The sequence below is a fragment of the Candidatus Methylomirabilota bacterium genome, assembly GCA_003104975.1.
GTDB lineage: Bacteria > Methylomirabilota > Methylomirabilia > Methylomirabilales > Methylomirabilaceae > Methylomirabilis.
Map to the genome: position 1 here is coordinate 19,494 of PQAM01000004.1, position 13,930 is coordinate 33,423.

General features: G+C 59.7%; 14 protein-coding genes. 4 read left to right on the forward strand and 10 right to left on the reverse strand.

The features are described from left to right. Window positions 1–171: 171 nt before the first annotated feature. The 3 genes from C3F12_01315 to C3F12_01325 all read right to left on the reverse strand — a co-directional run bounded on the left by C3F12_01315 (window position 172) and on the right by C3F12_01325 (window position 2,987). Entirely contained in the window at window positions 172–945 is a 774-nt protein-coding gene (locus C3F12_01315) for a hypothetical protein (protein PWB48432.1), read from the reverse strand. A 99-nt stretch (window positions 946–1,044) separates the two neighbouring features. Continuing rightward, window positions 1,045–2,457: an aspartate ammonia-lyase gene (gene aspA, locus C3F12_01320; GenBank protein ID PWB48433.1), complete on the reverse strand. Its 1,413-nt coding sequence runs from the start codon at window positions 2,455–2,457 to the stop codon at window positions 1,045–1,047. Between the two features lie 17 nt (window positions 2,458–2,474). Continuing rightward, on the reverse strand, window positions 2,475–2,987 hold the full coding sequence (locus tag C3F12_01325) for a 3'-phosphoesterase (protein PWB48434.1): 513 nt from the start codon (window positions 2,985–2,987) through the stop codon (window positions 2,475–2,477). A gap of 275 nt (window positions 2,988–3,262) precedes the next feature. On the opposite strand from C3F12_01325, the gene C3F12_01330 reads away from it, so the two are divergent. The 4 genes from C3F12_01330 to C3F12_01345 all read left to right on the forward strand — a co-directional run bounded on the left by C3F12_01330 (window position 3,263) and on the right by C3F12_01345 (window position 6,195). After that, window positions 3,263–3,703: a hypothetical protein gene (locus C3F12_01330; GenBank protein PWB48435.1), complete on the forward strand. Its 441-nt coding sequence runs from the start codon at window positions 3,263–3,265 to the stop codon at window positions 3,701–3,703. Window positions 3,704–3,792: 89 nt separating this feature from the next. After that, the gene (locus C3F12_01335; GenBank protein ID PWB48622.1) at window positions 3,793–4,482 is read left to right on the forward strand and encodes a uracil-DNA glycosylase; all 690 of its coding nucleotides are present in this window, start codon (window positions 3,793–3,795) and stop codon (window positions 4,480–4,482) included. Continuing rightward, window positions 4,475–5,176, forward strand: a complete 702-nt coding sequence (locus C3F12_01340) for a hypothetical protein (protein PWB48436.1) — start codon at window positions 4,475–4,477, stop codon at window positions 5,174–5,176. The genes C3F12_01335 and C3F12_01340 overlap by 8 nt, the downstream gene beginning before the upstream one ends. Then, window positions 5,143–6,195 (forward strand): hypothetical protein, encoded by a 1,053-nt coding sequence (locus C3F12_01345; protein ID PWB48437.1) that lies wholly within the window; start codon window positions 5,143–5,145, stop codon window positions 6,193–6,195. Before C3F12_01340 ends, C3F12_01345 begins: the two co-directional genes overlap by 34 nt. Before the next feature lie 444 nt (window positions 6,196–6,639). Here the strand turns inward: C3F12_01345 and C3F12_01350 are convergent, their stop codons facing one another. From C3F12_01350 to C3F12_01380, 7 genes are all read right to left on the reverse strand, one after another. After that, window positions 6,640–7,038 carry a hypothetical protein gene (locus C3F12_01350; GenBank protein PWB48438.1) on the reverse strand — a complete coding sequence of 133 codons (399 nt, stop codon included), beginning with the start codon at window positions 7,036–7,038 and terminating at the stop codon, window positions 6,640–6,642. A gap of 62 nt (window positions 7,039–7,100) precedes the next feature. Beyond that, entirely contained in the window at window positions 7,101–9,245 is a 2,145-nt protein-coding gene (locus C3F12_01355; GenBank protein PWB48439.1) for a hypothetical protein, read from the reverse strand. Window positions 9,246–9,351: 106 nt separating this feature from the next. Then, window positions 9,352–9,957 carry a hypothetical protein gene (locus C3F12_01360; GenBank protein PWB48440.1) on the reverse strand — a complete coding sequence of 202 codons (606 nt, stop codon included), beginning with the start codon at window positions 9,955–9,957 and terminating at the stop codon, window positions 9,352–9,354. Continuing rightward, a complete protein-coding gene (locus C3F12_01365) occupies window positions 9,950–10,522 on the reverse strand; it encodes a hypothetical protein (protein PWB48441.1) in 573 nt (190 codons plus the stop codon). Before C3F12_01365 ends, C3F12_01360 begins: the two co-directional genes overlap by 8 nt. After that, window positions 10,519–11,994, reverse strand: coding sequence for a hypothetical protein (locus C3F12_01370; protein ID PWB48442.1), 1,476 nt, complete (start codon window positions 11,992–11,994; stop codon window positions 10,519–10,521). The genes C3F12_01365 and C3F12_01370 overlap by 4 nt, the downstream gene beginning before the upstream one ends. Continuing rightward, on the reverse strand, window positions 11,991–13,220 hold the full coding sequence (locus tag C3F12_01375) for a hypothetical protein (GenBank protein ID PWB48443.1): 1,230 nt from the start codon (window positions 13,218–13,220) through the stop codon (window positions 11,991–11,993). The genes C3F12_01370 and C3F12_01375 overlap by 4 nt, the downstream gene beginning before the upstream one ends. Then, window positions 13,217–13,930: a hypothetical protein gene (locus tag C3F12_01380; protein ID PWB48444.1), complete on the reverse strand. Its 714-nt coding sequence runs from the start codon at window positions 13,928–13,930 to the stop codon at window positions 13,217–13,219. Before C3F12_01380 ends, C3F12_01375 begins: the two co-directional genes overlap by 4 nt.

A 13,930-nucleotide genomic window follows, 5' to 3' on the forward strand; every position in this document is an offset into this window, starting at 1 on the left:
TATCATCGGAAGCGGCGAAAATCTATCGTATCCTTCGGATGCTGTCAAGCGATTTTTGGGGGCGTGCGGTCAACCGGAAGGGGCGTGTATCACGCGAAAATCGTTCATAGAAATAAAGCTTGGGATATGCCAGATGTGGAAGAGAACAGGCAGATCAGACCTTCTCGCCGGTCAGGCCGGTTTGCTTCGACGGCCGTTCATCAGGTATCGTACGCCGAATGCCAAGGCGCAAAGCACCAGCAACGAGACGGCCAACTGGAACCCGAGATTGGACAGGAACCACGGCAGACGACTGTACGCCCGCACCTCCAGGCCTACGGTGAAGGGGAAGCTGTAGATCGGGTCAACGGCCTGCATCTGAGCTTCGGTGGGGTCGGTCCCTGGGCCGTGTGTGTGACTGACCCGCTGCCATTCCCCGATCTCGGATCCGCGATGCGGCTTGTGCGCGATACCAGGGCCCACCTTTTCCAACTTCATGATGGCAATATAGTGTCCAGGATTCGGGATCTCGGCATCGATCCTGATCGATCCGTCGCCGTAGACGGTTGGAGGTCGAGAGAACACAACGTGCGAGTGCTCACCTCCACCCTTGTCCTCATGAGCCTCAGCCTCAACAATCTGAACCGAGATGGGCAGCGATCGCATCTCTTCATTGTACAGGTCAAAGGCTATGGAGAACTTACCGATCTTCGGAACGCCTTCGCAGTAGGACTGAAACTCCTTCTTTACCTGCTCCGAGCCCACTTCGTGCATCAAGGGGATCATTCCCGAGCCGATAAGCTCCTGATAGGCTGTAAAATGTACGGTATAATGACCCTTTACGGCGGTGCACTTGTCCGCAGCGTCCCAGTCACCCATCACGTCCCCGCCGCCGTGGCCAAATGCCTGAGACGCCACAAACATCGGAATGAGGGCGCTAACCGCCAATAACATCACGCGTTTCATCTTACAAACGCTCCTTTCCCTTTTAATGTAGAGCGCCCATTCTCGATCGTCAAGCTCAATCTTTCAATATTGCCGGCAAGCACGATGTTCACCGGGCTCTCATCGGAACTGATCCGGCCGGCCGGGTAGTCCGGGTTCGGTCAGGTTCATCGGCTCAAGGATCTGGGCGATCTGGGCCTCGGTCAGCAGGCTTTCCTCCCGGACCACGTCGATGATGCTCTTTCGATCGCGTACAGCGCGCCTCACCACCTCGGCGGCCCTGGCATAGCCGAGGGAGATATTCAAGGCGGCCGCCAGCGCCATACTCCCCTCGGCATATCGCCGGCATCGGTCGACATCGGCGATGATTCCCCGGACGCAACGGTCCGTAAAGACCCGTACGGCGTTTTTCAGGATTTCAATCGACTGATGAAGGTTGTGGGCCATAACCGGCATCATGACATTCAGTTCAAGCTGCCCGGCCTGAACCGCCATCGAGATGGCTAGATCATTTCCAATCACCTGAAAACAGACCATGTTCAACATCTCCGCCATGGAGGGGTTAACCTTGCCCGGCATGATTGACGAGCCCGGTTGGACGGCAGGCAGGACGATCTCGGCAAACCCGGTGGTCGGCCCAGAGGCGAGCAGGCGAAGATCGTTACAGATCCTGATCAGTTCAAGCGCGAGCAGCCGCAGGGCCGACGAGCTTTCGGCGATTGGCAGATTCGACTGCATCGCTTCGCGCATATCGGACGCGGTACGCCACTCGATTCCCGTCCAGGTATGTAGGTACTCCACCAGCCTGCTACGATACTCCGGGTGGGTATTCAGGCCGGTACCGGCGGCGCTCCCGCCGATCCCCAGCTCCTCCAGCGATCGTACGGCACCGGCGATCCGCTCCCGACATTTGCCGACGGTCGCCGCATAGGCCGCGAACTCCTGCCCCAACCGTATCGGAACCGCGTCCTGCAGATGCGTGCGCCCCGACTTCAGGATACCATCGAACTCCGTTGCCTTTTGTGCCAAGGCGGTCTTCAGATCATCGAGGATCGGCAGTAGCTCCGCAAAAAGCAGGCGAGCCGCGATCCGCATGGCGGTCGGAAAGACGTCGTTGGTAGACTGGGCCATATTCACATGGTCATGGGGGTGAACAACCGTGTACTCGCCCTTCTGACCGCCTAACAGCTCGATGGCCCGGTTGGCCAGGACCTCATTCACGTTCATGTTGCACGATGTCCCGGCCCCCATCTGGTAGACGTCTACCGCAAACTGATCGCGGAGTTGGCCGGCCAGGACCTCGTCGGCCGCCGCGGCGATTGCCCGCCCTATCTCCGGCTTCATGAGCCCCAGGTCGGTGTTCACCAGCGCGGCCACCTTCTTCACCCCGACCATTGCCTCCACCATCCGGGGATGCAGTCTGAGTCCGCTGATGGGAAAGTTTTCCATCGCCCTGACCGTCTGAATGCCATAGTAGGCCCCGGACGGGACCTCCTTTTGCCCCAATACGTCCTTTTCGATCCGCGTCGCCATCCTCCTCTCCCCACTGGCTATGAGGTTTCACACGATGGCGTCTTCATCGCCAACGCCTTGAGTCGAGTAGCCGTCAGCTCACTCTTGAGCGTCCACGCCTGGTCGGCATACTGATCGCCCTTCTTCATCAGCAGCCACTCCCTTCCGGTCTCGCCTCCGGCAAACCGGGCCAGCGTAAAAATGCCCCTCAGCTTCCGTCCTTTCAGGAGAATAGTGAGTTTCCCGCTGTCGAGTTGAACCTCCGGTGATCTGGACTCGACCATCTCATACGTCCCCTCATCCCAGACGATAACCGGACCGGCGCCGTAGTGCCCTTCCGGGATGATTCCCTCGAAGTCGATATAGTCAACCGGATGATCGGCGACCATGACGGCCAGGCGCTTGTCGGCCGGATTCATGGAGGGTCCCTTGGGAACCGCCCACGATTTGAGGACCCCGCCCATCTCAAGCCGGAAGTCGTAATGTAAGCGGGTGGCGTTATGCTCATGGACAACGAATCGTAGCATCACGCTTGTCGCAGGCATCGACATCTTCTGACCCCTTCCCTGAATATGATTCTCGCTTACCTGGCATTATGTCATAAGAAAAAGGGATGGAGCAAACATCTCATTGGCATTGCAACTTTCAACGGAGAATGGTATTAACCCAAGGGAGGTTACCATAGATGTAATAAATCATCGGCGGTGCAGGTGGTGTGGCAGCCGGAGCCCTCTGGGAAGACATCAACAGGACTCTGGGTGGTGGGCAGACATCGAGGCCTGCGTGCGAGGTTTGCCTTTACAAGACAAGAAAGGAGGATGGTCCCATGCGAAAAACTCTCATTGCTGTCGTATTGGCCCTGACGATGGGGGGGATGCTTTTTCCTGCCAGCGCCCTTGCCAAGCGCGTCTTCATCTTCGGGAGCCTGACGATTGCCAAGTGCACCGACGTAGCGTGCACAAACACAACAGGGCTGACCACTGAGTTCAATGGGGTGGTGTTCCTCGCCAACCCCGGGCTAGAAAAAACCATCGCGTTGCAGGTTCCGCCCTTCGCGTTTCCGGTCTTTGTGAACACGGACACGGTCAGCCCTGGCGGCGGCGATCTGGACACGACCCTGGCCCTGGTGAATGTCAGCGGAGGCTCCCAGACGATCAAGTTGATACTCCGAGATTCGAACGGGACTCTCATCACGCTCACACAGGATATCTTCACGGTGGATGCCGACCACACACTCAACCTCTCTCTATCGAGTCTGCTGCCGTAGGGGGAGTGAGACAAAAAGGTGACCACACTATCAGCGCACGTGTAGCCGGAAAACCGCTCCAGCGTCGTCTCACTCGTGAGGCGGGAGATCTGGAGACGTTGTGTCGACAGATCATCGCCTGCCGGCGTTGTCCGAGGCTGGTGCGGCATCGGGAACGGACGGCCCGAGAGAAGGTACGCCGTTACCGTGATTGGACCTACTGGGGGCGGCCGGTTCCCGGTTTTGGCGATCCGACCGCGCGCCTGCTCGTAGTCGGCCTAGCGCCGGCGGCCCACGGCGGTAATCGGACAGGCCGGGTCTTCACGGGGGATCGGAGCGGCGACTTCCTCTATCGGGCACTCTACCGGGCGGGGTTCGCCAATCAGCCGACGTCAACCGACCGCGACGACGGTCTGCGTCTCACGGATTGCTACATCGCGGCAGCCGTTCGATGCGCGCCCCCGGATAACCGACCGACCCCCGTCGAACTGAGGCGCTGTCGCCCCTTCCTCGTGGAGGAACTGTCGCTGCTCCGGCAGGTTCGAGTCATTATAGCCCTGGGTCAGATCGCCTTCCGGGCCTGCCTGGATGCCCTGGAGACCTGCGGCGCTACACTCCCGACCCCCAGGCCGCGCTTCGGACATGGACAGGTCACGGTCTTCCCTGATGGCCTCGTGCTGGTCGCCTCCTATCATCCCAGTCAACAGAATACCCAGACCGGCAGGCTGACCGAGCCGATGTTCCAGCAGATTTTTGACATCGCACGAGATGCCGCCTCAGGCACATCAGCACATGGATAACAATACCGCGGGGACGGCATCAGGCGCTCGGCACGGCATCCTGCTGGATTTCGATCATACGCTCTTTGACACCGATCGCTTCTTCTGGGTCGATCTTAAGGCTGCCTTCGCACAATTCGGCATCTCCGCTGACGCCTGGGAACGAAGCTATGAAGCGATCTGGCCGACCGGCTATTCGCTGCAGAAGCATCTTGATGCCCTTGTCGGTCTGGGCGCTGTTGAATCCTCGTTCGTCGCGCCTGCCATGCATACGATCCTCGAACAGACCTTTTCCGATCTGCGTCCATACCTGTTTCCCGATGTGGTAGAGTTCCTGAATACAGCGCGCCGTCGGACGTTCGATCTCATCCTGCTCTCTTTTGGCGACCCGGCCTGGCAAGGTTATAAGGTGCAGGCCTGCGCGCTTACCCCGTACTTCACGCAGATCGTCTATACCCCGCACGAATCAGGGAAGGCAGGAAGACTCGACACGCTTACGTCTGACTATGTGAAGATGTACGCTATCGACAACAATCCGGCCGATCTCGATGCCATGAAGACTGTGATCCCTCGGCTGCGGACCTACCTGATCTGCCGCGTCGAGCCATCCGCGATTGCGGGAGACCGCTTTCGTGAGGCTGCCAGGTATCTCACCATTCCATCCCGCTTGCCGCATCGGCGATGCCGGAGCCTACAGGAGATATGTCTCGTATGACCGAACTGATTGTCGCCACGGCACCGACGCGCCTCGACTTTGCAGGCGGCACGCTCGACATCCCACCGCTGTACCTCTTCCACCAACCGGCCATGACCGTCAACGTCGCCATCAACCTTGTCGCCAAAGTGACGGTGACGCGACGGCCGGGACGCGCCATTCGATTGGTGGCATCCGACCAGGGGCGGCAACTAACCTGGTCGTCGCGCGACACGATCGCCTGGGCGCGCCAACCGTTTCTGGAGATGCTGGCCAGACTGATCCGATCGCTCGCGCCCGATACCGGCCTGGAGATCCGAACCGACTGCCAGGCGCCGGCCGGCGCCGGGACCGGCGGCTCGTCGGCGCTGGCGGTCGCCGCGGCAGCCGCTTTAGCGGCGGTCGGCGGCCGCGCTCTGGACCGTCGGACGCTCATTGAACATGCAAAGGCTGTTGAGACGCAGGCGATCCGTGTCCCGACCGGCTATCAGGATTACTACGCCGCCGCCTACGGCGGCGCCGGCAGCATCGAATTCGGACTCATCGGTATTCATAGGACCGCCATTGCCGACCGGGCGTTTCTTGACGAGCTTCAGCAACATCTCCTGCTGCTGTATCTCGGCAAGCCCCGCTTTTCAGGCGCCAACAACTGGGACCTGTTCAAGCGCCATATGGACGGCGACCGAAAGACATTCGCCTTCTTTGACGCCTTACGAGACAATGCCCTCGCTATGCGGGACGCCTTCGTTCAACGAGACCTGGCCGGCATTGCCAGGCTCCTGAACCGGGATTGGACGATCCGGCGGCGGGCGCTTCCCACTATGAGCAGCCCGGCCATCGATCGATTGATTCATTCGCTGCGGCGAGCCGGCGCCATCGCGGCCAGGATTTGCGGCGCCGGCGGCGGAGGGTGCCTTGCCCTCGTCATCCGACCGGAGGCCAGGGCGACGCTCAACGCCTTGGCCGAGACCGCAGGCGCGACGGTCCTACCCTGCATCGTGAATACGCGAGGTCTGGTCGTTCGTCGCAGCAAGGTATAACAGTCCAAACCCTGCGGCACGAGGCCATCACTCCCTGGCTCGTCATTGCGAGCGACCAACGGGAGCGCGGCAATCTCACCGTTTTTTCCGGCAGCCACGCACTCCAAAGACTGTGAGATTGCTTCAGTCGCTATGCTCCTTCGCAATGACCCGCGAGGGAGATTTGCTGGGCAGGAGACAATGGGGAAGCGTGATTACATTTTTTGCTTGCGTTACGCCCCTGCCTTCGATACGGTAGACGTACACAAGAAAGGAGGTGATCCAGTGGGCTTATCGTTAACCATCTGGACATGTGAGGTGATTGTAACGTAGGCGTGTCCTCCGCACCGGATCGGCTGCCTATGGGTTCCGCCTACGGAATTCCAGCAGTCACCGAGCCCTGAAGCCCTGGCCCTGTCCAGCCAGGCCCTGCAACGTCGTTGCGAGGAAGCGCTTCGGGGCTTTTTATTTCATAAGATTGATGCCGAAGCTGTCCTTCAGCCGCATCACCGGCCCCTTCATCCAGTCGCCGCAGCCGCCCTTCTCTTCACGGTTCCAAGTCTCGGCAAAGGTGTCATATTCCACCCAGTACACTCGGTTGTCGTAAAAATGGACCCTCAGAACCTCTACATGTCCCGGCTTTGCCCCTGGAATCCAGCGTCCCCAAACCTCCTGTTTAAGGTCCATCGGTCCCTGAGAGCCGACAACCTTCGCTACCTGGTCCCGCATCATGCCCGGCATGAGCGCCTGAAACGTCTGGCGCGTGGACGTGACTGCCGCCTGCGTCGGCGCCTGCTGCGCGAAGGCCGGAACGGCTACACCTGCTATCACTGCCAGCAACACGACGCTGGCTACTCGGATCATGAGAGCCTCCTTTTGTCCAATATGAAATCTTGGGTCCGCAGTCTGGATCTGTCGTTTAACATCTACTGTCCGGGGTCGTCCTTCTTGTCACCATTGAGCAGCGGCGCAAGCCCCGATGGCGAGGTCGTCGGTGACGATTTCATGAGCAACTCCAGCGTCTCGACCCGCCCTCTAAATTGCTCAGTAAGTGCCCGGCCTTCCTCCGGTGAAGCGACAACATGGGGCGTAATCAGAATAACTAGTTCGTTTCGATTCAGGTTGCTGGATGTGCTACGAAACAGATAGCCCAACAGCGGGATCGCACTGAGGAACGGGATGCCGGAGTAGCCCTTCGACTTATCGGTTCGAATGATACCGCCAATTACCAACGACTGGCCGTCTTCGACCACAATGGCGGTCTTCGTAATCGTCTTCAGGAAGGACGGCGAGCCCGTGCTTCCGAAGGAGGCTTGATCGACAGCCGTGTTCTCCGCTTCCACGTCTAGGGTTACCAATCGTTTCTCATTCACGTGCGGTTTGATCTTGAGAATGATCCCGATATCCTTTTGCTGGAGGGACCGAAAAACCCCCGAACTCGGCGTCGTTCCCCCGCTGGACAAGGTGGTGAGGCTGGCCTGTTCGTTTGTGACGATCGGCACTTCGTTGCCAATCTGGATATTAGCCTCCTTGTTGTTCGCGGTCAGTAAATGGGGATTAGCCAGCACCTCGACCTTGGTTACGGCTGCCAGGTTGTTCAGCACAAGGCGGAACTGCTCCTTGTCCACAAAGGTCGTAAACGTTAAGCCGGAGGGCGGCAAGACACCGGCAGGATCCTTAAAAGCGGCGACTGCCGCAGCGGCTGGACCCCCGTTAATGCTCGACAAGAGGATGGTCCCGCTCCTGAGCACCTGCTCCAGACTGAAGTTAAAATCATCCGTTAGCCGGATCTGGGCCAATAACAACTCGATCAGGACCTGCTTCGGGATGATATCAAGTTGCTTGATCGTCGCCTCGATGATCTCGTAGTTGCGGGGCGAGGTCTTGACGATCAGCGAATTGGTGGTCTCGTCCGAGACGATGGTCACCTCCCCCACCACCTCTCCCGGCGCAGCCTCGGCGCCCGACGGCAGCGGCGCCCCCGGCGGAGGCGACGGTTGGCCTGCAACAGGGGTCGGCGGAGGCTGACCGGTACCCGGGGCTGGAGGCGGCGGCATTCCCGGCGTCAGACCCACGCCGGGCTGGCCGGGCCGAGCTGTAGGTACCGCGCCGCGTACCAGATCCCGCCGACCGTACAGGGTGTTGAGGGTATTCGCCAGTTCGGCGGCCTTGGCATTCTCGACAAAATAGACAAAGATCCGCTGGATGTTGTCGCGTTTGGTTGGGACATCGAGGGCCTTGATGGTCTCGAGCACCCGTTGGAGGGTGGAGCTGAAGCCGGCAATGATCAGACTGTTGGTCTCTTTGTGGACCAGCATCTTGGCGCCCCTGGCCAGGAACGGCTGCATCAGCTTCGTCATCTCGTCGGCCGAGAGGTAGTCGAGGCGGACAATCTGCGTCACATACCGCTCGCGTTCCTCGGTGCGCTCTTTCCCCACCTGGACGTCTTGCGGCTCCTGCTGGGCGACGGCGATCGGAACGATCTTATAGTACAAGCCGTCCTTCACCGCCGCCAGATTATTGACCTCCAGCACCGACTCCAGGATAGAGAAGACCTCGGTCGACGGCACCCTCGTCGTCGTCCGCATCGTGACATTCGCCTTGACGCCGGGACCGATAATAAAATTGATTTTCGTGATGTCGGCAATGGAACGCAGAACCAGTTCCAGATCGGCGTTGTCGAAGTTTAACGAGACATACTGTACAGCTTCGGGATGGACCGGTACTCCCCTGGCCGCGTCACCGCGGCGAGCCCCCGGTTCGCCCAGGGGGATCGGTGCGCCTTCCAAGACGCCCGTCGATGGTAAAGGAACCGGTGCAGGCTCTATCACCTTGGGGGGAGCGGTCTCTTCCGCGTTTTCGGTATCTTCAGCCTCTTCGGTGTCTTCCGTGTCTTCGGCTTCCTCCTCTGGAGGCGCAGGTGACGTGGCGGCGGCCGGGATCGGCGCCGGTACCGGCCTCGGCGTAATGACTTCGGGCTTCGCGGGCGACGGCTGAGCCTCGGCGGTAGAACGTCCGAACGTCTGAAGCGCGGTACAAGCGGGAAGGAATGCCGCCATCGTCACGATCACAAGAAGTGCTCTTCGGGTAATCAATCCTCTCTCCTTCCTCCTATCCTGCCAGTTCAGGTCTGAATGCTTCCCCACAGCAGGCGGACGACGGCCGCTCTTCTACCAGCTACTCTACCGATCTTCGCTGACGCCGCTCCAGACGCTCCTGTCGGCGTCGTTGAATCTCTGCCCTATCGGGCCTCTCGGATCCCTCAACCCGATTGACGACAGGCTCCGGCGCTTTCACGGCGGGGGAAGCCGGCGCTGCAGGCTCGATCGCCGCCTTGAGGATGATCTCACGCGTCGTATCACCACGTTTGTAGATGATCCGATCCTCCCTGATCTCCGAGATCGTTCCTCCCGCCACCTCTTGACCGATTGCATAGATATTCGCTTTACCCCGGTCGTTCAGGATCGCTTTACGCTCATGATCGACGAGTATCGTTCCGACGAGTGTCGGCATTGGAATGGGAGGGGGTGCCGGAGGACCGGGCCTTACAGCCTGTGGAGGCGGCTGCTTGAACGGATTCTTCTCCAGCAGGACATCGAATTGCGTGAGAGGAGGACGAGCGGTTGGATTATAGGCGACCGCCTCTACCTCCGGCGAGGACCTCTTGACCGGCCGGCTTGGCGTCGAGGCGACTGGCGTCACCCAGCTCTTTATCAGAGCGGCCGTCATCGCCACCAACACGACACCCAACAGAAGGTTGACCAGCCTGAGTGGTCTACGCACCGGCGCTCTTTTCCTCCAACCCAAGGGTATAGCCGCTGACGACAACCGTGACCTGCAGTTCGGCGCCGATCCTGGGAAACGAGGCGTTTACCTGAAGCTTCGGGACGGTCAACAACTTCGGAGCGCTCTCAACCTTGTACAGGAAATCGCGAAGTTTCTTCAGGTCGGCGTTTAAAGAGAGCTCCACCGCAACCTGCGTGAATCCCTCGGCCTTCTTCGGCGCATGAATGCTCTCACTGACGATAGTCACCCCGCTCTCCCCGGCCGCCTTGTGCAACATCGCCTGAAGGTCAGCCGCAGCCAGCGTCAACTTCTCGCCCGTCAACAGTCGCTGCTGCAGCTGCTTGAACAGCGCTTCGGTCTCCGCGTACTTCTTTTCGTAACGCCTTTTGCCGTCCACAACCAGTTGGAAGCGTTCGAGGGCATCGAGCTTTTCCCGGTACTCGTTTCGAACCTCCATCTGGTTTGAAATGGCCGGCATGATAAGATAATTGCCGGTGAGAAACAGGGCCACCGCGACCCCACCCACAACCAGAAACCTACGCTCACGGGACGAGAAGGTCACGGCCGCTTCTCCTTCTCCTCAATCCGGCGACTGCCCTCAGGCCGTGGCGTAGTCTTCATCTCAAGGACCGCCTTCATCTGAAACTCCTGACCCTCGGCGCCTCGCTGGGCCACCGGCGACGTGAACTGGGCATTTTCGAAGAGCGGAGACTGTTCCAGGATCGAGATCAGATCCGAGGCGGAACCGGGGATCGTACCGCCGATCCGGACCTCCCGCTTCTCGACCACCAAGAGCGTAAGCACGACGCCTTTAGGTAAGATCTGGACCAGTTCACGCAGAACATCCAGTTTCCTGGTCTCCTCCTGATCGATCATCTGCAGGGCGGCAATCTGGCCGGCGAGGACGCCGACCTCGCCCTTGAGCTGTTCGACCCTGGCCGCTTCGGTCTTCACCTGATCGAGCGTGGCGCTTAAATCGGTAAGGGCTCGGCGCTCCCGAATCGCACCGTTCACCAGAAAGACCAGACCCAATACCACGATGAGGGCCACAAGGCGGATGGTCGTCGCAAGGCTCGGATCGCGGCGGGGCGGGGCGAGCTCCTTGGGGAGCAGGTCGATGCCAAGCGGTAGGGTGACAAGACCGTTCAACGCGAGTCCAACGGCACTTCCAAGCGAATGGGCCGTCTGCGGATCCACGTCTTTTGCCTGAATCCTCTGAAACGGTTGAAAAAACTCCACCTCAAGACCGGTCCGTTCGGCCAGGTGGTGCAGCAGATCCCCCTTACCGGCACCGGTTCCCGAGAGAGAGATGCGCCCCGTGCGTCGGTCGCCGTTGGCGTCAAGGTGACCGACCAACATAGAAAGCTCCGAGACAAGTCGATCAAGCGGCGCGGCCGGATCAAGGGTCAGCCACTTGGAATATCGAAGGATCCCCTGCTTGGCCAGGCCCAGTTCCGCCTCACCATCCCGAAGATCGATAAGGGCCCTCAGGGATTCTGCGCCAGATCCCTGGTTATAGAACAGCGCATTGAACGAGGCAAACGCCGAGACGCCAAGAGCGGTCGGCGTGATCCCCGCCTCGTGCAGCAGCGCAAGATACCGACCGATCTCCTCTTTTTTTGTTGCCGCCAGCAGGACCGTGGCCTGTTCGGCATCGCGTGCCAGCACCTGGAAATCGTACTGCGCCTCCTCCAGGGGAAAGGGAATATGGCGTTCAACCTCGTAGTCGACAATCCCCTTCATCTCCTCGTCGCCCACTGCGGGGATACCGACTGAACGCATGGTGATAAGACGCCGCGGCAGGCCGAGGGTTACGAAGGCGGGCCGTTTGGGCAATCGAGACAACAGGCCGGTCAGCCGCTCTTTGAGCGCTTCCGGCCTGTCTTTCTCATCGGCCGGCAACGATTCGATACCCCAATCGAGGAGCTGAATTCGCCCAAATGCCTTACTCAATAAGGCGTGACACAACAGCCCTCCTCGAATGTCGATACCCAGACCGACCTTTGGTGCCGGGATCAGGTCGCCGAGCTTCATACGCCGGCCTGCCTCGGATCGAGACTCCAGAGCTGGATCGAGAGCTTCGGTCGCCCGGCCAGCCCGTCGTTTCGCAAAATGGCCCCTATGCGAACCGTCAACCGCGATCCCTCCATTCGTCCGCTCGACCGGACCGCAAAACTCTTTGATCGTACGTCAGCGATCTGATTCAGCATGGCGCGAACCTGCCCCGGACTCGTTGCCCCGGTTTGGCCCGCAGGTAACATCTGGAACCCCTGCCGACCCCCTCCTGAGATGGAGGTGAGGTGGAGGGTAAATTCACCGGGGCTCTTGAACGCCGCCGCCGTACGCCGATCCAGGACCGATTTCGTCTCAACAGCCGTCAGTCCAAGGGCCATCATTATTTCCGGGCTGGCCGTATTGACATTGATCCTGCCCGAACTGAAGACCGACAGGTAACGGGCCACTCCAAGATATTCCCCCGCTTTGATATCCCGTTCCCAGGGAAGCTGCGCCTGTAACTCCGTCCGTCGTTGTTGATTGGTCACATTGCCGTAGAGGATCTCCGGCGTCATTCCCTTGACCAACAGCAACTCGTCAATAGCGGTGAAGTCGCCGTTCTTCGACCGATATGGAGTAGGTCGCGACAGGTAGTAATCATCCTCAGCGCCATTGACGCGATGGAGGGTATCGGCATCGCGCCAGTCCTGGATCGAATCGACAATGGTCGCGACCACTTTCTCGTCCGTGACGCCGGCATTGGAGAAGAGCCGACGGAGTATCGCATCGTAGTGGGGGATGAGCGCGGGTGGCGGGTTCAGGGGGATCTTGCCCTCTTCGTCCGTCACAGCGACCCAGTAATGCCCGCCGCCCAATGCAACATTCTCATAGGCGGCCGGATTGGTGTGCCAGCGCTCGGTTGTCGCGTCATACAGCGTAGAGTCCGGGACAACGTTGCGGTCGGCATTGATGATCTCCGCCGCCGCCCTGTAGACACCCGCCTCGGCCAGGTAGTACGCCTCCGCCTCCTGTCGGAAGTTGCCGGCTGCAGCCAGCTCTGTGCGCATCGAGAAGGTAAAGGTCGTAAATACGACGCCCAGAAATGTCAGGATCCAGAGGACGACGATGAGCGCCAGGCCGCGCTCATCACCTGAGGGTGTAGGGTGTAGGGTGTAGGGTGTAGAATACTGAACAGCCCAAATACCCCGCCATCCCTTCCGACTCGAAACTGAACACTGGACACTGAACACTGAACACTTTTTCATAAAGTTCGCCCCACTTGCACCGGAAAGACCAATGGCGGCAGAATCAACTCGCGGATGCCCTGCGCCTTCGTCTGCCTGATCGTCAGGGTGAGTTCAACGGCCGACGGCAGGCGGTCAGAGCCTTTGAGGGACCGCTGACCGGGCGACGCGGTGACTCTGCGCGGCAGAGGCTGAGAGGTTTCATCGAGCGAGGGGTCCCACATATCACGCCAGACGGGGGGGCGGTTCTCGTCCGGTCTACCCTCCGGTACCAGATACCGAAAGCGCACTTCCGTAACCCGCTCGTCAACGGATCTGGTCCGCTCTTCAAATGGCGTCGATGCCGAATCGGTCAGGGGATAGCTTGTCGTGGCCACCAGTCCCCCTCCGGACTCGATGCTATAGCCTACCATTCTGATCATGTGATTGAACGGTTCGCTTCCATAGATCTGCGGGAGGGCGGCAAACTCAATAGAGTCCGACTTACCATGAAACACAACCACATCCCTGTCCTGCTCTTTCACGCGCAACGGATAGATCATCGCCAGATCCCGCGCGAGCGTATCGATAAGGGTGCGATTGCGCTGATTCTCCTCCGCCCGCGCCTCCCCGCTCTCCCAGGACTTCACACCGATCTGGATCGCCCCCAACACAGCAGCGAAGATCAGTGCTACGATCGTGAGGGAGATCAGCAACTCCATCAACGTGAAGCCGCCCGCACCGGCTGGCAC